The organism is Streptococcus suis (assembly GCF_002964045.1).
Lineage (GTDB): Bacteria > Bacillota > Bacilli > Lactobacillales > Streptococcaceae > Streptococcus > Streptococcus suis_U.
The window spans coordinates 1-20,836 of sequence record NZ_POPB01000310.1; the positions used below are offsets into that span (position 1 = coordinate 1).

23 protein-coding genes are annotated in these 20,836 nt (G+C 42.2%); 1 reads left to right on the plus strand and 22 read right to left on the minus strand.

The window, feature by feature from the left end; all coding sequences use genetic code 11:
• Positions 1-201 (plus strand): transposase (locus C1E99_RS04805; protein ID WP_161943210.1); only part of this gene is annotated, 201 nt, incomplete at its 5' end.
• A 35-nt stretch (positions 202-236) separates the two neighbouring features.
• Here C1E99_RS04805 and phoU read toward each other — a convergent pair.
• From phoU to C1E99_RS04925, 22 genes are all read right to left on the minus strand, one after another.
• Positions 237-893, minus strand: a complete 657-nt coding sequence (gene phoU, locus C1E99_RS04810) for a phosphate signaling complex protein PhoU (RefSeq protein ID WP_105107612.1) — start codon at positions 891-893, stop codon at positions 237-239.
• Between the two features lie 26 nt (positions 894-919).
• On the minus strand, positions 920-1,678 hold the full coding sequence (gene pstB / locus C1E99_RS04815) for a phosphate ABC transporter ATP-binding protein PstB (protein ID WP_029186694.1): 759 nt from the start codon (positions 1,676-1,678) through the stop codon (positions 920-922).
• Positions 1,679-1,689: 11 nt separating this feature from the next.
• Complete coding sequence (gene pstB, locus C1E99_RS04820; protein ID WP_105206766.1) at positions 1,690-2,493, minus strand: phosphate ABC transporter ATP-binding protein PstB; 804 nt, start codon at positions 2,491-2,493, stop codon at positions 1,690-1,692.
• Between the two features lie 24 nt (positions 2,494-2,517).
• Positions 2,518-3,405 carry a phosphate ABC transporter permease PstA gene (pstA, locus tag C1E99_RS04825; RefSeq protein ID WP_105206767.1) on the minus strand — a complete coding sequence of 296 codons (888 nt, stop codon included), beginning with the start codon at positions 3,403-3,405 and terminating at the stop codon, positions 2,518-2,520.
• A complete protein-coding gene (pstC, locus tag C1E99_RS04830; RefSeq protein WP_029176378.1) occupies positions 3,395-4,312 on the minus strand; it encodes a phosphate ABC transporter permease subunit PstC in 918 nt (305 codons plus the stop codon). The genes pstA and pstC overlap by 11 nt, the downstream gene beginning before the upstream one ends.
• 2 nt (positions 4,313-4,314) lie before the next feature.
• Positions 4,315-5,184, minus strand: coding sequence for a phosphate ABC transporter substrate-binding protein PstS family protein (locus C1E99_RS04835; protein WP_105206768.1), 870 nt, complete (start codon positions 5,182-5,184; stop codon positions 4,315-4,317).
• 137 nt (positions 5,185-5,321) lie between these two features.
• On the minus strand, positions 5,322-6,623 hold the full coding sequence (locus tag C1E99_RS04840) for an RsmF rRNA methyltransferase first C-terminal domain-containing protein (RefSeq protein ID WP_105107614.1): 1,302 nt from the start codon (positions 6,621-6,623) through the stop codon (positions 5,322-5,324).
• Positions 6,623-7,381: an inositol monophosphatase family protein gene (locus tag C1E99_RS04845; protein WP_105206769.1), complete on the minus strand. Its 759-nt coding sequence runs from the start codon at positions 7,379-7,381 to the stop codon at positions 6,623-6,625. The genes C1E99_RS04840 and C1E99_RS04845 overlap by 1 nt, the downstream gene beginning before the upstream one ends.
• A complete protein-coding gene (locus C1E99_RS04850) occupies positions 7,371-7,649 on the minus strand; it encodes a UPF0223 family protein (protein WP_105107616.1) in 279 nt (92 codons plus the stop codon). The genes C1E99_RS04845 and C1E99_RS04850 overlap by 11 nt, the downstream gene beginning before the upstream one ends.
• Before the next feature lie 14 nt (positions 7,650-7,663).
• Entirely contained in the window at positions 7,664-8,065 is a 402-nt protein-coding gene (locus C1E99_RS04855; RefSeq protein WP_105206770.1) for a Spx/MgsR family RNA polymerase-binding regulatory protein, read from the minus strand.
• A 68-nt stretch (positions 8,066-8,133) separates the two neighbouring features.
• On the minus strand, positions 8,134-8,871 hold the full coding sequence (locus tag C1E99_RS04860) for a potassium channel family protein (RefSeq protein WP_105107618.1): 738 nt from the start codon (positions 8,869-8,871) through the stop codon (positions 8,134-8,136).
• Positions 8,864-9,787, minus strand: coding sequence for a bifunctional riboflavin kinase/FAD synthetase (locus C1E99_RS04865; protein WP_105206771.1), 924 nt, complete (start codon positions 9,785-9,787; stop codon positions 8,864-8,866). Before C1E99_RS04865 ends, C1E99_RS04860 begins: the two co-directional genes overlap by 8 nt.
• 19 nt (positions 9,788-9,806) lie before the next feature.
• The gene (truB, locus tag C1E99_RS04870) at positions 9,807-10,697 is read right to left on the minus strand and encodes a tRNA pseudouridine(55) synthase TruB (protein WP_161951151.1); all 891 of its coding nucleotides are present in this window, start codon (positions 10,695-10,697) and stop codon (positions 9,807-9,809) included.
• Positions 10,698-10,749: 52 nt separating this feature from the next.
• Complete coding sequence (locus C1E99_RS15220; RefSeq protein WP_238145096.1) at positions 10,750-11,181, minus strand: hypothetical protein; 432 nt, start codon at positions 11,179-11,181, stop codon at positions 10,750-10,752.
• A 33-nt stretch (positions 11,182-11,214) separates the two neighbouring features.
• Positions 11,215-12,540, minus strand: coding sequence for a DUF438 domain-containing protein (locus C1E99_RS04885; protein ID WP_105107621.1), 1,326 nt, complete (start codon positions 12,538-12,540; stop codon positions 11,215-11,217).
• Entirely contained in the window at positions 12,537-12,770 is a 234-nt protein-coding gene (locus tag C1E99_RS04890; protein WP_029172144.1) for a DUF1858 domain-containing protein, read from the minus strand. Before C1E99_RS04890 ends, C1E99_RS04885 begins: the two co-directional genes overlap by 4 nt.
• Positions 12,771-12,775: 5 nt before the next feature.
• Positions 12,776-14,113, minus strand: a complete 1,338-nt coding sequence (locus tag C1E99_RS04895) for a DUF2130 domain-containing protein (RefSeq protein WP_105206781.1) — start codon at positions 14,111-14,113, stop codon at positions 12,776-12,778.
• A gap of 338 nt (positions 14,114-14,451) precedes the next feature.
• Positions 14,452-14,913 (minus strand): ATPase, encoded by a 462-nt coding sequence (locus C1E99_RS04905; RefSeq protein WP_105206773.1) that lies wholly within the window; start codon positions 14,911-14,913, stop codon positions 14,452-14,454.
• 303 nt (positions 14,914-15,216) lie between these two features.
• Complete coding sequence (locus tag C1E99_RS04910; RefSeq protein ID WP_105206774.1) at positions 15,217-15,486, minus strand: zinc ribbon domain-containing protein; 270 nt, start codon at positions 15,484-15,486, stop codon at positions 15,217-15,219.
• 55 nt (positions 15,487-15,541) lie between these two features.
• Entirely contained in the window at positions 15,542-17,821 is a 2,280-nt protein-coding gene (gene pcrA / locus C1E99_RS04915) for a DNA helicase PcrA (protein ID WP_105206775.1), read from the minus strand.
• A gap of 128 nt (positions 17,822-17,949) precedes the next feature.
• Positions 17,950-19,317, minus strand: a complete 1,368-nt coding sequence (gene nox / locus C1E99_RS04920; RefSeq protein ID WP_105206776.1) for a H2O-forming NADH oxidase — start codon at positions 19,315-19,317, stop codon at positions 17,950-17,952.
• Between the two features lie 179 nt (positions 19,318-19,496).
• Positions 19,497-20,471 (minus strand): YhdH/YhfP family quinone oxidoreductase, encoded by a 975-nt coding sequence (locus C1E99_RS04925; RefSeq protein WP_105206782.1) that lies wholly within the window; start codon positions 20,469-20,471, stop codon positions 19,497-19,499.
• Between the last annotated feature and the right edge of the window lie 365 nt (positions 20,472-20,836).

Genomic DNA, 20,836 nt, shown 5'->3' on the forward strand with positions numbered 1-20,836 from the left:
TTTCTAAAGGATAAAGACAAGGTTTTAAACGCTATGGAATTGCCTTATTCCAACGCCAAACTGGAAGCTACCAATAATCTCATCAAAGTCATTAAAAGAAATGCCTTTGGTTTTAGGAACTTTGAAAACTTTAGAAAACGGATTTTGATTGCCTTGAACATAAAGAAAGAGAGAACCAATTTCGTCCTCTCTAGGTGTTAGCTTTTCATCTACCCACTACAGTTGACAAAGAGCCTTTATAATTCAGTGATGTCACCTGTACGTAAGTAAACAACCCACTCACAGATATTCTTAGCATAGTCACCAACGCGTTCCAAGTAGGTCAAGACTTGGAAATAGTCGCGACCAGCAACCAAAGAATCTGGATTTTTCTTGATTTCTTCAGTTGTCAATTCTTGGATTGTTGAGTAAAATTCATTGACAACTTCGTCACGAGCAGCTACTTCATATGCGACTTCCATATCCGCATCACCAAGATAAAGCTCCAAAGTTTCTTCAACAAGTTTTCGAACTTCGCGGCCCATCTTCTTCACTTCATCTTCAACTACTGGAATACGGACTTCGCCTTTCATACGAATAGCAGCTTTTGCGATCGAAACTGCGTGGTCTCCCATACGTTCTAAGTCACTTGTTGCTTTCAAGACAGTGATTACACGACGTAAATCTGTAGAAACTGGCTGTTGCAATGCAATAATCTCTAAAGATTTCTTTTCGAGTTTAATTTCAAAATCATTGATTTTTTTATCTGCTTCGATCACTTCTTTCGCCAATTCACGATCATGAGTTGTAAAGGCACGAACAGCATTATTAATTTGAGCCAAAACTTCATTTCCCATCGCGTAAAATTGGTTGTGGAGTTTTCCTAATTCTTCTTCAAACTGCGCTCTTAACATATAAACCTCTTTTCTTTTTAACAGGATTAACCAAACTTACCTGTAATATAATCTTCTGTCTCTTTGTTTGCAGGGTTCATGAACATTTCTTTTGTAGAATTGTATTCGATTAAATCTCCATCTAAGAAGAAACCAGTTCTATCTGAAATACGTGACGCTTGCTGCATTGAACGTGTTACCAATACCATGGTGTACTTATCCTTCAAACCATACAAGGTATCTTCAATCTTACCAGCTGAGATAGGGTCAAGTGCTGATGTTGGCTCATCCAACAAGATAATTTTAGGACTAGTAGCCAAGACACGCGCTACACAGACACGTTGCTGCTGACCACCTGACAAACCAACTGCTGAATCGTGCAAACGATCCTTAACCTCGTTCCAAATAGAAGCACCAATCAAGGCACGCTCTACAGTCTCATCAAGAAGTTGCTTGTCCTTAATACCATTGATACGAAGGCCGTAGACAACATTTTCATAGATAGACATAGGGAATGGGTTTGGTTGTTGGAAGACCATCCCGATTTCCTTACGAAGGTCTACCGTATCTGTACGGGGACTGTAAATATTTTTACCATTGTAATCAATAGCACCAGTCAAGGTTACTTCTGGGTTCAAATCGCCCATGCGGTTAATCGCACGCAAGAGCGTTGACTTTCCAGAACCTGACGGACCAATCAAGGCTGTAATTTCATTTGGATAGAAATCAATTGAAACACTATTCAAAGCCTTTTTCTTATTGTAGTAAACAGACAAATCTTTTACTTGTAAAATAGGTGATGTCATTGTTTCCCTTTCTATCCAAAGTGTCCTGAAACGTAATCGTTAGTAGACTTGAGTTTGGCATTTTGGAAGATATTTGCTGTTTTATCGTACTCAATCAAGTCACCAAGATAGAAGAAAGCAGTATAGTCACTTGCACGCGCTGCCTGTTGCATATTGTGCGTAACGATGATAATCGTGTAGTCTTTCTTCAACTCAAACATGGTTTCTTCCAACTGCATAGTGGCAATCGGGTCCAAGGCTGAGGCTGGTTCATCCATGAGCAAGATTTGAGGTTTAACGGAGATAGCACGTGCGATACACAAACGTTGCTGTTGTCCACCTGACAAGGTAAAGGCTGACTTATGCAAGTCGTCTTTTACCTGATCCCAGAGGGCCGCTTGTTTGAGGGAAGTTTCAACGATCTCATCCAAAACTTTTTTATCTTTCACACCTGCACGCTCATGGGCAAAGGTGATGTTGCGATAAATTGATTTTGCAAATGGGTTGGGACGTTGGAAAACCATGCCGATATGCTTTCGAATTTCGTAAACGTTCATATCTGGTCTGTTGATGTCAATTCCTTCGTAGAGGATTTGGCCTGTTACCTTAGCAATATCGATCGTATCATTCATACGATTGAGACTGCGAAGATAGGTTGATTTACCACAGCCTGAAGGACCAATCAAGGCTGTAATTTTATTTTTCTCGAACTGCATATCAATGCCCTTGATGGCTTCATTTTTACCATAGTAAACGTGAACATCTTTTGTTGAAAGGGCAATTTTTTCCTCTGGGAAAGTGATGATATGGCGTTCATTCCAGTTGTAATCTGCCATTTTTTCTCCTTAATAGTCAGACTTCTAGGCTGCTGAAGTCATTTTCGCATGAAGTTTCTTACCGATATAACGGGCAGAAAGGTTGAAAATCAAGATGAAGACCAAGAGGATTGCTGCTGAACCAGCGGAAACTTGGGTTGCATCTGGAATTGTACCTTCACTGTTTACCTTCCAAATGTGAACCGCGAGGGTTTCTGATTGACGGAAGATAGAAATCGGACTTGTAACGCTTAATGGATTCCAGTTTGACCAATCAAGTGCTGGTGCTGATTGACCTGCTGTATAGATAAGGGCCGCTGCTTCACCAAAGATACGACCAGATGCCAAGACGATACCTGTGACAATCCCTGGAAGAGCTTCTGGAATAACAACATGAAGAACAGTTTCCCAGCGTGATAGACCAAGAGCCAATCCCGCCTCACGTTGCGTATGGTGAACGTGGCGAAGACTATCTTCTACGTTACGTGTCATCTGTGGCAAGTTAAAGACCGTAAGGGCCAAGGCACCTGACAAGATTGAGAATCCATACTCAAACTGAACAACGAAAATCAAGTAACCAAACAAACCAACGACAACGGATGGAAGAGATGACAAAATCTCAATACAAGTACGTATGAAGTTTGTCAATGGACCTTTTTTAGCATATTCTGCCAAGTAAATCCCTGCTCCTGTTGACAAGGGCACAGAAATCAAGAGCGTCACAATCAATAGGAAGAATGAGTTGTATAGCTGAATTCCGATACCACCACCAGCTTTATAAGAGGAGGATTTGCTGGTCAAGAAATGCCAGTTAACATGTGGTAGACCACGGAGCAAGATGTAGAGAATGAGTGATGTCAAGATGACAACAATCACCGTAGCGATGGAGTAAAGAATACCAGTCGCCAATTTATCGAATTTTTTAGCGTGCATAGTTTTTCTTACCCTCTCTCGTAATAAATTTCATAATCATGTTAAAGATAAGGCTCATCAAGAGCAAGACAAGAGCCAATGACCAGAGAACGTTGTTTTGTACAGTTCCCATAACCGTATTACCAATACCCATGGTCAAAACAGAAGTCAAGGTTGCGGCTGGCGTAGTCAGAGAAGTTGGAATCACTGCTGAGTTACCAACCACCATCTGAATCGCCAAGGCTTCACCGAAGGCACGAGCCATACCGAAGATTACAGCTGTAAAAATACCTGGCTTGGCAGCATTCAAGATAACACGCCAGATGGTTTGCCAGCGAGTCGCTCCCATGGCCAAACTCGCTTCGCGATAGTGACGAGGCACCGCACGCAAGCTATCCACTGTCATAAATGTTACTGTAGGCAAAATCATGACAAAGAGTACAAATACTCCTGACAAGATACCAAAACCAGTACCACCGAAGATAGAACGAACGAATGGCACAACCACTTGCAAACCGATGAAACCATATACAACGGATGGGATACCGACCAAAAGCTCGATAACTGGCTGCAAGATTTTAGCACCACGCTTTGGTGAAATTTCTGTCATAAAGACAGCCGCACCGATAGCAATTGGCGTTGCTACGATGGCAGACAAGATAGTGACGATGAACGAGCCAGAAATCATTGGCAGAGCGCCAAAGATTTTAGAACTTGGCTCCCACTTACTTCCGAATAAGAAATCGGTGATGCTAACTCCATCCACAAAGAAGGTAGATAGACCGCGTTGCGCAACGAAAATCAAAATCATGGCAACTATAAATACAATCAATGAAAGACAAAGGAAGGTAATAACCTTACCAAACTTCTCCAAACGAGAATTCTTAGAAGGTGATGACAACTCTTTAGCTAATTGTTCGTTTTTCATGCTTACTCCTTCTCTGTCACAGTGCCGTCAGCACTCTTTTCAACCTGCATATCATGAATAGAAATATAGCCCATACTTTCAACGATACCATTTTGAACTTCATCAGACATCATGTATGTTAGAAACTCTTCTGTCAATTCAGTAGGCGCTCCCTTGGTATACATGTGCTCGTATGACCAAATTGGCCAAGCATTTGTTGCTACATTTTCAGCGGTTGGTTCAGCACCATTAAGCTTAATTGTTTTTACGGAATCATCAAGATAAGCAAATGACAAGTAAGAAATAGCACCTGGTGTTTGAGCTACGATAGACTTAACCATACCGTTTGAGTCCTGTTCTTGACTCTGTGCTGCTGTTTGACCATCCATAATGATACTATCAAATGTCGCACGAGAACCAGAACTTGCTGCACGGTTAATGATAGAAATTGCTAGGTCTTTTCCACCAAGCTCTTTCCAGTTGGTAATTTCACCTGTGAAAATCTTACGAAGATCTTCTGTGGTAATATCCCCAACTGTCACCTTTTCATTGACAATAACGGCTAGACCTGCAACGGCAACCTGATGGTCTACCAATTTACTTGCGTCGATACCGTCCTTCTCTTCTGCGAACACGTCTGAGTTACCAATCTGAACTGCTCCAGACTGAACCTGTGACAAACCAGTACCAGAACCACCGCCCTGTACGTTCACAGATTTTCCGATATTAACACTACCGAATTCATCTGCTGCAGCCTCAACCAATGGTTGAAGGGCTGTCGATCCTACTGCAGTAATAGACTCTCCTCGATCAATCCATGAGGAACAACCTGAAAGAGCTATACTACTCAAAAGAAACAAAGCTGCAATTCCAAGCTTCTGCTTTTTTTTCATTTCGTTTTTTCCTTTACATTTTTCAGTGGAATCTCCAATAAGTACTCTGTATTTTACAAGGAATTTACAAGATATTTCCACTCATCCACTATATCATATAAAAAGACAAGTTGCAAAAAAAATCTGCTTATTTTCTTTTAAAATCTGAGACCTTTTGGAAAGGCATTTTTAAGGGTTCCAGAAACAATTTTTGCAAATCCTAAACCATTTCCTTGAACTGCTACCTGATACCAACCATTTGGCAAGTCTTTGGATACTGCAATGGTTTGTCCAGCAACATAGGCTGGGAAATCTTCTAGGCTAATCTCAACTCGGTTCTTGACTTCAGTACTGTGAAGTGCCAAGCCCAAGGCAAAACTAGGTTCAAAGCGTTTTTTCTTGAAAGTTCCCAAATGAAGCCCATTGCGAGCAATCTTAACTTTTGACAAGTCTGGCAAACCATCTGGTAGGAGATAGAGATTATCGCCAAAAACCTGTAACAAACCCGACAATTGAACATTTAACTGCTTCTCTTCAAATTCCTTCCAGAGAGTCTGCTGCTCTCTGTTCAAATTTGATTTTCCTGGTTTTAGTTTTTTCTGCTTGGATTCCCCTAGAAATTTAAACTTTGCAACAAACTGCCCCTCACCTGAAAAATGATGAGGATACATACGAGCAGTTTGAGAATAGCCAGTCCCTTCAACCATACCATTGATTTTTGGAATATCTATCAATTCCAAGTCATAATTTTCCAGTAACCAAGAGACAATTTCTTCGTTTTCTTCAGGTGACCAGGTGCAGGTCGAATAAATCAACTGCCCATATGGAGCCAACATAGTCAAGGCTGATTCTAAAATCTCACGTTGTAAACTAGCACACTGGGCAGGATAGTCCTTTGACCAGTATTGAATCGCATCCGGATCCTTTCTGAACATTCCCTCACCGGAGCAAGGTGCATCTAAGACAATCATATCAAAATAAGCTGGAAATACCTTGGCTAGACGGTCCGCAGACTCATTGGTCACGACTACGTTTCTTGCTCCAAATCGTTCAATATTTTCTGCTAGAATTTTGGCACGTTTGCTCGAAATTTCATTACTCACTAGCAATCCAGTATTGTCCAAATAGGAAAGCAAGTGGGTTGACTTTCCACCTGGCGCTGCCGCTAGGTCCAAGACCTTCATACCCTTTTCAGGACTAGCAACTTGACCAACCACTTGCGCAGCTGGTTCTTGCGAGTAGACAAGACCCGTCACGTGTTCTGGCGATTTCCCAGAGACCTTGCCATAATAGGACCATGGCATATCTGGAATTGGGTTGTCAAAAGCAATTTGACCTTCCTTCAAGGGATTAGTCCGAAAACCTGAAATAGCAGGTTGTTCAAAACTCTCAAAAAATGCTTGGGCTTCTTGACCAAGCAAATCACTATATTTATCAATAAAATCCTGTGGTAATTGCATTAGAATAAATACCTCTTCACTTCTTCCAAGTGCTGATTAGCAACTAGAATAACGTGTTCTCTTTTATCAAATGATGGATTTTCAGCCTCCAAGCTCAACAAACTAAGATCTAAGCCTTGTCCAAGAATACTGGCGGCAGCATAGTCCCAAGGATAGAGATAGGACGCATAGGCAAATAATCTTCCTTCTAAGACATGGGAAAATCCAATTCCTGCACTGCCAACAGAGCGTGTACCCAGGCTGATATTTGCAAGGTCAGCTAGACCGTGTTTATTGGCAGCGTAGAGTTGGGCATTCAACCCTAATAAAGTCTGACTGATGGAAGACAGACTAGGACTTGCAAGACGCTCTTTATTGCGAAAAACTGGAAACTTTCCACCACCATGAAATAGCTTGTCTTGCATAACATCGTATATCAATCCAAATTGACCAATGCCATTTTCAAAATAGGCTAACATAAGAGCAAAATCATTTTTCTGAGCAATAAAATTGCTGGTTCCATCAATCGGATCTATAACCCAAACATTTCCATTTGAAATAGAGCTAACATCCCCACCTTCTTCGCCAAAAATCAAATCTGATGGGTACTCTTTTTTTATCTGGTTTGTCAAAAATTGTTGTGTCAGCTTGTCAAGCTGAGTCACCAAATCCGTGGCATTTTCTTTTTCTTCAATTTCAAGTTCATCATGCAAATGTGTTTTTAGAAATTCACCTGCTTGTAGAACAAGTGATTGAGCTAGTCGATACTTAGTTTCCAAGTCGAATAACCCCTTTCCTCTTCTCCCTCGCGGCCTTAATCACGCGATAAGTAGAATAGCCTGATACTTCTTCAAATTCGCGGTCGATTTGACGCTCCTGTCCCTTGCTTTTAACAACCTCTTTAAACTGTTTGTAGCTAGTCAAAATAGCACTCGCATCAGCACCTTTTTCGTATGTAGCCTCCACCTGATTTAAAAAAGAAAGCACGGAGGAAATCTCCTCTGTGCTCCACGAAAAATCAAGTGGATATGAATAATTTTTGTTCATATCTCTTTTCTCTCTTATCCTATTTCTGCCCGAAGTGTGGCATTTTTTAGTTCTTGTTTACGGTATTTGCGTGGCAAGAATGCACGAATCTCATCTTCATTAAACCCAATCTGCATCCGCTTTTCATCCAAGATAATTGGACGACGCAACAAACTCGGGTAAGTTTCAATCAGTTCAATTAACTGCTTAATAGATAGCTCATCCACATCAACATTTAGTTTTTGAAAAACCTTAGAACGAGTAGAAATCAAATCATCCGTTCCATTTTCAGTCAAGGCGAGAATCTTCTTTAGCTCATCAGCAGTTAAAGGACTGGTCATAATATTGTGTTCAATAAAAGGGACTTCATGGTTGGTCAACCAAGCACGAGCTTTACGACAACTGGTACAGCTCGATGACAAAAATAATGTAATCATGTCCTCATCCCCTTCATTGTATTCTCTTTCTATTATAATGCATTTTAAAATAGTTTTCAATAGGCAATCTACTTAGTTTCTATTAAACTTTCTAAAGATTCTATCTTTTTTTCTAAACGTGCCAAGGTTTCGTTCTGCTCATCGATTTTGGCTAGTAAAATATCTAACTTGGATTCTCTCTCTGTTTCAGTAAAAAAGCGAGTAATGGTTGAGGTCACCATACCAAATGTACAAATACCCACCAACATCAACAAAATAGCAATAATTTTTGAAATTGTATCTTGTGGAACAATATCGCCATAACCAACTGTGGTCATTGTGACAATAGACCACCAAAGTGCATCAAAGAATGATTTTCTTTCAATAACAGAAAGCATAAGGCTGGCAACTAATACTGCCGAGATGTTTAACATCAGAACTTTTGACAAGCTGTTGGTATGGAGCAAGCGATTGATAGTATCCCAAAATCGACTAGATAAAGCAAAAATCCGAGTAACTCTGACAAGTCTAAATAGCCTTGCCAAACGTCCCAACCTCAAGAAACTGAAAAATGAATCAAATGGAATGATTGCAATTAATTCTAAAATATGCCCTTGGATGTACTCTAAACTATCCTCAGAATAGTATAGTTGAATAAAATAGTCACAAACAAATATAAACCAAAGAATCCAATCCAGGACACGATAACCAATAGATGTTGCTAAACTTGCATCCATCAACTCAATGACAATTAAAAAGACGTAAACAATGGCCAGGTAGGTCATTCCTTTATCATAGCGAGGATCTTGAATGACTCGTTTAATCATGCTGACCCCAATTCAAGGCAAACACTTCATCGGACTTCATTTGTTCCATCAAGCCTTCAATACCATCAAATTTTACCATGTCCCTAATCTTCTCAAGCCAGAAAATGGTCATTTTTTCACCATATATAAAGCGATCAAAGTCAAATATATGGGCTTCAATTCGCATTTCTGTTCCATCAAAAGTCACATTTTTCCCAACGCTGGTCATGGCTCGATACCGTTTGCCATCCACTTCGACATCAGCTACATAGACTCCCTCCGAAGGTAAATGTACGCGGTCAAATGGGGCTAAATTGGCAGTTGGATATCCGATTGTACGGCCTCTAGCATCACCGTGAACAACAATTCCTTCTGTCATAAATGGATAACCCAGAAGGCGATTGGCTAAAGTAACATTTCCTGCTTGGATAGCTTGTCGAATACGGGTAGAGGACACCTTTTCTCCGTCTAGACAGACTTCGTCTACAATTTCAACCTGACCGTCAAATAAGTTGGTCAAATCATGGACATCTGCTCTGCAATTTCCAAAATGATAATCAAAACCAGCCACCAAAACCTGAGCATTGATTCCTTTAATATAACGCTCCAAAAACTGCTCTGGCGTGTTACTAGCAAACTCACTGGTAAAATCCGTCAAGACCAGATGATCTACACCATATTGCTCCAACAAGTGGTAACGCTGATCTTGACTGGTCAAATGGAGTAAAAGTTCTGGTGTAAAACGCGCAAAAGCCAGACGAGGTGTTTCTGGAAAAGTAAGTACGGTTACTGACAATCCTTTTTCATCTGCAACTTGTCTAGCACGGTCTAAGAGGGCCTTATGCCCCAAATGAATCCCATCAAAATAGCCTAATACCAAAACTGTCGGCTCTTCCTGATGGAGTTCTTGATAATTTTTTATCGTTCTAATCTTCATATTGTTTATTTTATCACAACTAGGCTAAAACTTCTTCTAGAAAAACCTTACGAGGCTTATAGACTTGGTCACGTTTTTCCAGGATTGCCACCAGTTTCTCCATATGAAAACCTGCCAACAATTCCGCCTGACTATCTAAGGCTATAAAACGACCATATCTAGCCTCAGTCACTTGGTCTACGGTCAGTTCCAAGACTGGCAAGTCACCAATTCCCTGCTCAATAGGGCGGAGGAAGGAATAATCATTTTGGGAAACCTTATCAGCAATCTCTTCGATTGTCAGGGCATCAGCCAGACTCATACCTGCTGATCCTGTTCGTTCTAACTTGGACATATGGCTGGCATAGCCCAACTTAGCCCCCAAGTCAACAGAAAGTGTACGGACATAGGTACCTTTACCACAGCGAACTCGAAAGGCAAACCGTGCAAAGTCATCTGTTAGTTCAATCGGGCTAGTCCGTTCAAAACTATAAATCTCAATTTGGCGTTGAGGACGCTCAACTTCTTCGCCCGCCCGTGCATATTCGTAGAGTTTGCGACCCTTGACCTTGACGGCAGAGTACATAGGCGGAATCTGGGTAATAGTACCGACAAAACTAGCCATAGCCTCATCAACTGCCTGCTCTGCTATGTCCAAAACCGGTGTACGCTCGACGATATCGCCCGACGCATCTTCGGTTGTGGTCGAATAGCCGAGGGTAATCTCTCCCTCGTAAATTTTGCCCTCTTCCTGCATGTACTCAATCATGCGCGTGGCCTTGCCGACTGCGATGGGCAGAACGCCGGTCACATCTGGGTCCAAGGTCCCCCCGTGCCCAATCTTCTTCTCTTGCAAAATCCTGCGGAGCTTAAAGACCACATCATGCGAGGTCATGCCCGCTTCTTTTTTGACGTTAATAATTCCTGAAATCATGTTCTCATTATAACACAAAGGACCACACTTGTGGGCAGTCCTTTATTTTTTACTCGTCATAAAAACGATAGCTACCAAAAGTCGTACCTATCAAATTCTCAAGTTCCTTATGAACACGTCGCATGGTTTCAGAAGGCACCGCACCAAAGGGAACAGCTTCGTCAATCCCGACCTCTTCCTCTTCGTCATAGCCGTAAGAGAATGTCAACGGAGCATCATGATATCCTTTATCTCCTAATTTTAGGGTAGGCCACTCCAATAATTTAATTTCTTTCAAAAATTCTCTGAATTTTTTCGCCTTGCTGATACGAATAGGAGTATATTCTAGTTCATTTTCAACCAAACCTTCTTTATCAACATGCTGTATCAAATAATAGTAATCATTCAAGCTAACCACAACTTCTACACTTTTTCCTTCGATATAGTCAGCCTTGAAAATAATTAAGTCCAAATTCTCATAAATACGTTCAAATTGTTTCATCTTTTTTCCTTTCAAAATTACATACAAGATTTTCTAAATATCCCGATGAAAATCGCTGTCAATGTCAAAAAATGGTTGGACATCTTGGACGTATTCCAAGACGCCTTGAAACTCTCCCCGGTCATCACGCACGGCCTTATAGACCACATAGACAAACTTGCCCATGCTCTCGGACTTGAACCACATGGTCACCTGGTCTTTTTTCCCTGTGCGGAGTAATTCAAAAATCTTTTTGACCTTGTCTAAGATTTTGGGCGGATGGCAGAGCTCCACATGGCGTCCAATCTGGCTTGGCGTCCGTTTGAAAATCATGTCTTCAACAGGGTGGCTGTCATTATAATATTGGAAAATGTCGTCCTTGTTGACAAAGGTGAGTTCCAACGGTAAATGGTTGAGAATGAGATTGGCCTGCTCGACAGACAAGTAGCCATTGCCAAAGGTCTGCGGACTGGTCCTGTCCTGAACAGTTTCCGACTTCTCCTTGGGTGTGAAGGTAATGGTGAATTGACCTTCTGGCGTATCGATAATCTGCTGGTTTGACCCAGCTGGCTGCGGAGAAAGACTGTCAGCTGCCTGCTCTGCTATTTCCCCAAAAGCCTCCCGATGAGGTATCCACTTGGCTGTCGGCTTGACAATGGCGTAACCGTAGGCGTCGCTATCCGCTGCCACTTGAAGCCAATCATCCTGAGTGAATGTCTCCAATAGAATCATGAGAAGTATGGCTTCCTCCTTGAAAATCATCTCCTCGAATTCCTTGGCGAAGCTTTCAAAATGGAACCTTGTTGCAGCTAGGTCGCCTCCTTCAAGAGCCTTGCGGGCCGTCTTGAAGAGGTCGCGAATCTCGTCGTCCACGCCCCACATGACCTTGGGCGGTGCATCGTGACCGTAGCGTTCCATAATGGGAAAGAAGACCTTTTCCTTGCGGGTATAGTGGTTTTCAAACTGACCGAGGAGGTCAAACTGGCGTGCCAAGCCTTGTTGGAGCTGGTCTTGCAGTTCCTCATCCTCTGTCTGCTCATACTGGTCAAGGATACGGCGGATGCGTAGGAGAGCCGCCCGCAGTGCTAAGTTTTCCTGCTTAAAGACATAGACAGGGTGCCCTTCCTGGTCCATATCCGCCACTTCCACATTTGCAATGGCTCCTTTGAAAAGGTTGGCGTGGATATTGCAGAGGCTCATGACGTCTTCAAAAGTGATGCCCGTGTCGCTAGACATGAGCTCATGCTCCATTAGGGAGATTTCAAGGGCAGAAACTCCTGTAAAATGCTGATTAAACTGGTCCTGAACAGACTCTGGACTGGCACCATTGTGCAGGTCCAAGAGAATATTCTTCAAAATGTCAATCCGTTGGTCTGTCATGCTTCTCCTCCTATTACCTCATAGCCGTTGCATTCCAAGACCTGCTGAATACGGTCTAGCGGAATCTTGGTCATCTTGGAACCTGTCTTCAGACTGGTCACCTTACCAACTGTGTTGAGCATGGCTGGATTTGCCAAGGGCTTGAAACCAAGCTCCACCAGAATCTCCTTGACTTCTGGGTGCTGGTTGATAATCTCTGCAACAGGCAGATTTAGGTCGATTGTGTTCATAGCTTTTACTCCTTTAACGCCTCAAACTTCGCCTTCATCGTAGGGTTATTACGGGTTAGTTTTTTGACGGAGACATCGTCTAGTTTATTATTGGCTAGGCGAAGCTGGTTTTCACTAGTGGTCAGGGCTGCCTTGACAGCCTCCATACGCTTGATTGCCTTGTCAATTTCATCAATAGCCTTCTGGAAATTGTTGCTGGCTGACTGGTAGTTCTTGGCAAAGGCTGTCTTGAAAGTAGCCAAATCTTCTTCAAAATGGGTAATATCGATATGCTGTTCTCTGACCAAAGCCAACTCCTGCTTGTATTTCAAGCTGTTCAGCGCAGCATTTCTCAAAAGCCCAATCAGCTGAATAAAGAACTGGGGACGGACCACGTACATCTTCTCGTACTTGTGGCTGACGTCCACGATGCCCGTATTGTAGTAGTCGTTGTCCGCCTCCAACATGGTCACCAAAACCGCATACTCACAGTCCTTCTCCCGCCGGTCCTTGTCCAACTCCTTGAAAAAGTCCTCGTTCTTGTGCTTCTTGACCGTATCGTCCGCCTCGTTCTTCATCTCAAACATAATGGAGAGGATTTCCACCCCATTCTCGTCCAGCTCCCGATAGATGTAGTCACCCTTGGAGCCCCGCGCCGACACCTGATTGTCCTTCTCAAAGTAGGCATTTGGAAAGGCTAACTGCCGCACCTTGTTGAACTCCGCCTCGGCGTAAAGTTCCAAACTCTCACCGATTGCCTTGGTAGACTGCTGGGCCTTGAAGTTCTTGTAAAACTCCACCTGCTCATCCGCCGCCTTGAGCCGCACCTCGTACTCCTGACGAGTGGTCGCCAAGGCCAACTCCTGCTTCTGTTCCTGCATGGCCAAAGCATTTTGAGCTGCGTCTCGCTCTTTTTCCACCTGAGCCACCGCCTGCTGCAACTCCAAGTCCTTAGCCAAACCGATTTGCCCCAACTGAGCCTTAAGCTCTTGGATTTCTTGGTCTTTTTTGGAAATAGCAGAGCTGACTTCCAGCTCCGTCTGACTAGACAACTTGTCCAACTTTGCCGTCAGTTCAAGAATTTCTTGGTCCTTTTGGGAAATGGCAGAGCTGATTTCCAGCTCCGTTTGACTAGCTAGCTTGTCCAAGCGTGCAGTCAATTCTAGGATTTCCTTGTCCTTATCACCCAGTTTGGCCTGTAAATCATTTTCTGCCCTTTGGGACAATAATTCCCGTTCCCGCTCCAAACGTTCATGGATATCCTTATCAAACTCCGCACCACGTACCTGAGCCAAGAGTTGACTGTATTCTGTTTCATTAACCGTAAAAACGGTAGAGCAATGGGGACATGTAATTTGTTGCATGGTCATTCCTTTCATTCATCCTTCTTCAATCAAATTTACTAAAGTTGGCGACAGTTCCTACTTCTTCCTGACAATATAGCGAATCAGCTTATAAAAAATAAATAAAAAACTTAAAATACATAGAAAATAGAAAAAACGGAAAAAATTTCTTGGTTCGAGCCAAAACAATCGATACAGGACACAAAAGGTCACGACAATCGGCCAACGCCAACCCCAAGTCATTTTTCTTTTTATGAACCACTCTAGCCAATCCTCGCTTGAATTGAAACGTGTCTCATAATATTCTTCTCGCATTTGAGCCCACCATCTCTTCATTTTGTCCACCTCATTTTCTAAAGCTATAATTCCTTTTCTAAAAAAGCCGACCATTTTTCCTGCAATGGTTGACGTGCAGGCCGGTCCTGACCTTCTAATAGGTTTTTGATACATTCATTCTGCACCAGCCAGCCGGTCATATCTTTTTTTGCATCCGCAAATTCATTTCCAAAGTTGACTGGTATTTCTTCCACAAAGAAAATCTGCGCACCTTGCTCATGTCGAGTCAAGCTAAATGAAACACTGGCTGTATCCCAGTTGAATGCAATCTCTTCGTGTGGTTGATAAACCAATAAATCCATGGTTTCACGGAAATTTTCCATTTCAAAAATTAACTTATTGTTATCTAGCTTCAACTGTGGAAACCATCTGGCAAAGCCACTATCCGTCGCTAACAATTCCCAAACTTGGTTGACAGTCGATGGCACAAGATATGAAACGGTAAGTTTGTAAAATGTATCTGCTTTTATCAGGACTACTTTCATCGTTCGTCATCCTTTCTACTTAATCTATTATAGCAAAAGTTGACAGCAAAAATTAAAAAAAGCGAGTTCTACATTAAGAAATCGCCTTTTCTTGAACACATATTAACTTCAACTATGTCAAACTTTAAATTGCATCACAAAATTGAAGTAAGAAGTCGTTAATGAATCCAAATTGAACAAAATTGATTCAACTTTACCCAATTATACCCCATTTATTTAACTTGATATTTAGCATTTTTGAAGCTTCACAAATATATTTATGAAACCAGCAATTACGAAAGGATGATGTAATGGTTTAACTTACTATTTAGCCCATCGTTGTGTTTTCTTCAACATCAGGGGATAACTTGCTTTCATAAGAAATTTAACAAAGGCATTTCCCTGACCGTTTGAAATTGCATTTTTTCCTTTGGCCAGCATTTGTTCAAATGTTATATCTGGTTCTAAGAATGCTCCATCAGCATAACAATAAGAACAATAGCGTTCTGATTTACTACCATCTTTCTCTGTTCCTCGGACATCTTGCCCATGCAAATTCAAGGGCATGGCACATGATTGACAAAATTTTTCCATTTATTACCTCATTTGTAGAACGCTGTATCTTAAACCTGTTTTCATAAAATATTGCTTAATCTTCCTTGCTGATAGGTGCTAAGCTTGCCAAGACTTTTTTGAGGCCCATTTCTGGGAAATTGATTTTCAGTTCTTGATTGCTGCCTGAACCTGATACTTCAAGGACAGTCCCGCGTCCCCATTTCTTGTGGACTGCTATGTCACCAACTGACCAGTTGGTGCCTGAGCCAGACGATTTGTTATTTGATGCGAAGGGCATACTGCCTCCGAGCTTGGCCGATGGTTGTACGGATGCTTTTCGACTTTGCATGGCTTGTTGTAAACTCATGCCTTGTCCAAACTGTGTCGCTCTGCCATTGACATAAGAAGCCTTAAAGCTAGTATTGGCCGGACGAGCGAGACCCTGGTAGTCAAGGAGGTCACTGGAAATTTCACGGATAAAGCGACTTGGCTGGTTATAATTACTGCGACCAAAGAGCAGACGGGAGTTGGCATTGGTCAGGTAGAGGGTCTGCTCTGCCCGTGTGATACCAACATAGGCCAGACGGCGTTCTTCTTCCAATTCGTCCTCTTCTTCTGCTGCACGGCTGAGTGGGAAGACATTTTCCTCCATACCAATCAAGAAAACAACAGGAAATTCCAGACCCTTGGCCGCATGGAGAGTCATGAGGGTTACTTCTGAAGATTCGGTGTCACCATCATCTGTATCCGCAATCAGTGCCAAATCAAGCAGGAAGCGTGTCAACCGATCCAGACCTGTCTCTTCTTCCTCAGCATCCTTTTCATCAAAGTTTTTTGTAACAGACAGGAATTCCTGGATGTTTTCTATGCGGGCATTGGCTTCCAGCGTATTTTGCGCTGCAAGGGCATCGATGTAGCCTGTTTGGTTCAATACTGCCTCAACTACTTGGGTTACCGTCAAATTGTCTAATTGATTACGAAGATTATAGAGGAGATTGGCTAAGTCAAAGACTGCCTGCGCTGCCTTCCCTTTAATTGGCGATAACATAATATCCTGCGAAGCTTCCAGCAGGGACATACCATGTGTGTTGGCAAAATCGCGTATCTTATCAACCGTACCAGGGCCAACGCCACGTTTTGGCTCATTGACAATGCGTTCATAGGAGATATTATCCGACGGATTTGCGATGATATTCAAATAAGAAATCACATCTCGAATTTCCTTACGGCTGTAGAACTTGGTACCACCGACCATGGTATAAGGAATATTGGATTTGAGCAGGGCTTCCTCAATGGTACGGGACTGGGCATTGGTTCGATAAAGAACCGCAAAATCCTTATAGGCCTTGCCTTCTCTGTTTAACTGGTCAATCTGTCCTGCAACATAGATAGCTTCGTCATTCTCATCTCTAGCCCGATAGTAGGTAATCAAATCCCCTTGGGCATTCTGGGTCCAGAGTTTTTTGGGACGGCGATTGCGGTTGTTTTCGATGACTTCATTAGCCGCCTGCAAGACGGTCTTGGTCGAACGATAGTTTTCCTCCAAGAGCACGACCTTACTCTCTGGATAATCCTTTTCAAAGTCCAGGATATTTTGCATATCTGCACCACGCCAACCGTAGATAGACTGGTCCGCATCACCGACCACGCAGATATTCTTGAAACGTGATGCCAGGAGCTTGACCAATTGGTACTGGGCATGGTTGGTGTCCTGATACTCATCGACATGGATGTACTGAAATTTCTGCTGGTAATAGGTCAGGACCTCTGGATTTTGGTCAAAAAGGCGGAGCGTCAACATGATCAAATCATCAAAGTCAACGGCCTCTGACTGTCTGAGTTCCTTTTGATAAGCCGTGTAGCATTTTGCGACAATCTGCGTGTAGAGGTCGCCTGCCTGAGCTTCAAATGCCTTGTCATCAATCAAGTCGTTTTTGGCGTTAGAAATGGTTCCCAGGATAGAACGCTCGCTCCATTTTTTAGGGTCTAGATTTAGATTTTTCAAAATCCGTTTCATGAGACTGCGTTGCTCACCTGGGTCCACGATGGTGAAGTTACGGTTGTAGCCGATATGGTCAGCATCACGACGTAAAATCCGTACACACATGGAGTGGAAGGTGGCTATCAAACAGTCTTGCGTAGCAGAATTTAGGGCGTATGCCCGCTCCTTCATCTCACGCGCTGCTTTATTGGTAAAGGTAATGGCTAAAATATTCCAAGGATTGACCATTTTTTCATCAATCAAATAAGCGATGCGGTGGGTCAGGACACGCGTCTTACCTGAACCAGCCCCTGCCATAATCAAAAGCGGTCCTTCTGTCGTCTGTACCGCCTCTGCTTGCCTGTCATTCATTCCGTTTAATAATGGGTTCATATTCTCATACTCTCTCTAAAAAATCATTCTCTCCATTATACCAAAAAAACTCTTGATAGGCAGTTGCAATGTGATAGATGACATGCAAAAAAGCCCAGAGTCATCTCTGAGCTTTTGTATTCAATAGATTATTCAGCACCCAAAGCAGCTACTGTGATGTAGTTGTATGGTTTGTTGAAGTGTGGCAAGAAGAACAAGTCTGTCAATGCCAATTTTTCGATTGTTACGCCTTCTTGGATTGCCAATGAGAAGAGGTGGATACCCAATGAGATATCTTCACGAGCAGCCATTTGCGCACCAAGGATACGACGTGAATCTTTATCGTAAACAATCTTGATTGTAACTGGGAAGTTACCATGCTCCATGAATTCTGGTTTTTGGTTGTCAGTTACTTCAGTGACAGCAGCGTTAAAACCAAGACGTTTCGCTTTTTCAAGAGTCAAACCAGTTGATACAAGGTTAAGACCGTAGATAGAGATACCGTTAGAACCTTGTACACCGATACCTTCAAGGTCAGTACCACAGATGTTGTGAGCTGCTACGATACCAGTACGTACTGCGTTTGAAGCCAAAGCGATGTAGCTTGTGTCGCCAGTAGCGTTGTCGTAGATTGTTGCACAGTCACCGATAGCGTAAACGCCTGGGATTGAAGTTTCTTGGCGTTTGTTTACAAGGAAGGCACCGTTGCGGAAGCGCTCGATTCCTTCACCTGCAAATGCAGTGTTTGGACGGAAACCAACAGCCAAGATAACCATGTCAACATCGTATTCGTTCTTGTCAGTGATGATTTTCTTAACTTTGCCGTCACCAGCAACTTCTTGAACAGTTTCACCGAAGGCAAGTTTGATACCGTTGTCTTCCATGTTTTTAGCCATAAGGTCTGACAAGTCGCGGTCATAGTAACCAGCCAAACATGTGTCCACAACGTCGATAAGGATAACTTCTTTACCTTTACGTTGGAATGCTTCTGCAAGCTCAACACCGATGTAACCAGCACCAACAACTGCTACGCGGTTGATGTCTTTGTTTTTCAATTTTTCAATAACATCCGCTGAGTTTTGGTACAATTTAACGAATTGCAAGTTTTCAAGAGTTGCTTCAAATTCAAGAGAACCTTCTTTGATTGCAGCACCTTTGATTGGTGGCAAGATTGGTTGTGAACCTGTCGCAAAGAGAAGTTTGTCATAAGCTTCAACATGTTCTTGACCGTTTACAAGTGCAGTAACTGTTTTTGCTTCATAGTCGATAGCTGTAACAGGTGACTCCATGTAGACTTTAGCGCCCATGCTTTCCAATTGTTCTTTATCAGAGTAGAAAAGTCCTTCTGGACCAGCAATTTGCTCACCAATCCACAAAGCCATACCACAACCCAAGAATGAGATGTTTGAGTTTTGGTCAAATACAACGATTTCGTTTTCTTGACCGTAATTTGTCAACATAGTTTTGATTGCGGCAGTACCTGCGTGGTTAGCACCGACAACAACGATTTTAGCCATAAGAGAAATTCTCACTTTCGAAATATATTTTTTTACAAAGTCTATTATACACTAAAAATGATACCGATTACAAAATTTTTGCTCAGAAAATCACATTTTTTCATAAAATTTACTAATAGATGTTCAAAAAAGCTATTATTGCTGAATTTTCTGATGCAAAAACAACTTCTCCCAATCAATTAGCCAATTTTGACAATAGTGCGACCGAGATGACGACCTTCTTTTAACAGTGTAATCGTTTCAGGCAACTCTTCTAGGGCTATTTCTTGGTATTCTAGCTGATCCACCACTTTCCATTCCGTCGCAAATTTTTCCCATACCATGCTGCGCTTCTCATGACTAATCTGAACTGAATCAATACCCAAGGCTTGCACACCACGAAGAATAAATGGCAGGACGTTGGTTGTCATCTTAATTCCAGCCGCATTGCCACACAGGGTCACTGCACCATCATAATCGATTTGTGGAATCAAGTGTGAAACCACATCTCCTCCAACTGTGTCCAAAACATACTGATAGACTCCTTTGAGCAAGAGAGGATTTTCTTTCAAAAATACCTGTTCAGGTTTGATAATTTTGCTTGCACCAAGCTTTGTAACCAATTCATCTTGAGTATCTTTGCGAGTCAGGGCAATCAGATTTTCAAATCCTTTTGCTTTTAAGATTGCAAGGGCAACACTTCCAACACCACCACTTGCACCAGTTACTAAAATCGAAGGTTGTTTGGCAACAGACATTCCCGCATTTTCCAGAGCTAGAACAGAAAGACCTGCTGTTAATCCTGCCGTCCCAATGATCATGGCATCTTTCATTGAAAGTCCCTCCGGTAATGGAACGACCCATTCTTTTGGAATTCGAGCATATTCTGAAAAACCACCCGTATGTGACATCCCCATTTCATAACCAGTTACGAGCACTTCTTGACCTTGAGCAAATTGATCCGTTGAAGACGAGATAACAGTACCAGCCAAATCGATACCAGGTATCATTGGATAGGTTCGAATCACGCCTGCATTTTTCTGTACGGCAAGCATGTCTTTATAATTGACAGAACTGTAGGCTACTTTGATGATAACTTCACCATCATGTAAATCATCCACCCCAATCAATTTCGGTTCAAATACAATTTCTCCATCCACTTGGTCAACGACCATTGCTTTGAATTGTTTGTCCACTTTAAATTTCCTCCTAATTTTTTTAGTAGGTGTACCCAGATTTTAAATACACCAATATTTTTAATCTATATTATTATAATATAATAAATCTTGAAAATAGTCTAGAATTTCGTCGCTACTTATAAAATTTAAAATAATTAATCAATGATTCCTATAGCCAAAATACCTAAAACGGGAGTGGGAAAGAACTCGACTGGTCAAAAAAGAGTTCGTCTTCCCACCCCCGCACAGTTGATTAGGTCAGATTTGGAGTGGGAAACACGAACAAATCTGCCAATCAACCACTGCGCTGAGATGTTGACACGAACTCTGAGAAGTGTGGCAGGACTTTTTACCCAGCCTCG

What these genes read in the sequence shown, in the direction of transcription:
- C1E99_RS04850 (WP_105107616.1), bottom strand. Translation starts at nt 7,649, where the DNA reads ATGAACAAAAATTATTCATATCCACTTGATTTTTCGTGGAGCACAGAG.
- pstA (WP_105206767.1), bottom strand. Translation starts at nt 3,405, where the DNA reads ATGCACGCTAAAAAATTCGATAAATTGGCGACTGGTATTCTTTACTCC.
- C1E99_RS04895 (WP_105206781.1), bottom strand. Translation starts at nt 14,113, where the DNA reads ATGCAACAAATTACATGTCCCCATTGCTCTACCGTTTTTACGGTTAAT.
- pcrA (WP_105206775.1), bottom strand. Translation starts at nt 17,821, where the DNA reads ATGAACCCATTATTAAACGGAATGAATGACAGGCAAGCAGAGGCGGTA.
- C1E99_RS04855 (WP_105206770.1), bottom strand. Translation starts at nt 8,065, where the DNA reads ATGATTACATTATTTTTGTCATCGAGCTGTACCAGTTGTCGTAAAGCT.
- C1E99_RS04925 (WP_105206782.1), bottom strand. Translation starts at nt 20,471, where the DNA reads ATGGTCGTTGACCAAGTGGATGGAGAAATTGTATTTGAACCGAAATTG.
- C1E99_RS04865 (WP_105206771.1), bottom strand. Translation starts at nt 9,787, where the DNA reads ATGAAGATTAGAACGATAAAAAATTATCAAGAACTCCATCAGGAAGAG.
- pstC (WP_029176378.1), bottom strand. Translation starts at nt 4,312, where the DNA reads ATGAAAAACGAACAATTAGCTAAAGAGTTGTCATCACCTTCTAAGAAT.
- nox (WP_105206776.1), bottom strand. Translation starts at nt 19,317, where the DNA reads ATGGCTAAAATCGTTGTTGTCGGTGCTAACCACGCAGGTACTGCCGCA.
- pstB (WP_105206766.1), bottom strand. Translation starts at nt 2,493, where the DNA reads ATGGCAGATTACAACTGGAATGAACGCCATATCATCACTTTCCCAGAG.
- C1E99_RS04890 (WP_029172144.1), bottom strand. Translation starts at nt 12,770, where the DNA reads ATGAACACAATCGACCTAAATCTGCCTGTTGCAGAGATTATCAACCAG.
- pstB (WP_029186694.1), bottom strand. Translation starts at nt 1,678, where the DNA reads ATGACATCACCTATTTTACAAGTAAAAGATTTGTCTGTTTACTACAAT.
- C1E99_RS04835 (WP_105206768.1), bottom strand. Translation starts at nt 5,184, where the DNA reads ATGAAAAAAAAGCAGAAGCTTGGAATTGCAGCTTTGTTTCTTTTGAGT.
- C1E99_RS04885 (WP_105107621.1), bottom strand. Translation starts at nt 12,540, where the DNA reads ATGACAGACCAACGGATTGACATTTTGAAGAATATTCTCTTGGACCTG.
- C1E99_RS04860 (WP_105107618.1), bottom strand. Translation starts at nt 8,871, where the DNA reads ATGATTAAACGAGTCATTCAAGATCCTCGCTATGATAAAGGAATGACC.
- C1E99_RS04840 (WP_105107614.1), bottom strand. Translation starts at nt 6,623, where the DNA reads ATGCAATTACCACAGGATTTTATTGATAAATATAGTGATTTGCTTGGT.
- phoU (WP_105107612.1), bottom strand. Translation starts at nt 893, where the DNA reads ATGTTAAGAGCGCAGTTTGAAGAAGAATTAGGAAAACTCCACAACCAA.
- C1E99_RS15220 (WP_238145096.1), bottom strand. Translation starts at nt 11,181, where the DNA reads ATGAAACAATTTGAACGTATTTATGAGAATTTGGACTTAATTATTTTC.
- C1E99_RS04910 (WP_105206774.1), bottom strand. Translation starts at nt 15,486, where the DNA reads ATGGAAAAATTTTGTCAATCATGTGCCATGCCCTTGAATTTGCATGGG.
- C1E99_RS04905 (WP_105206773.1), bottom strand. Translation starts at nt 14,913, where the DNA reads ATGAAAGTAGTCCTGATAAAAGCAGATACATTTTACAAACTTACCGTT.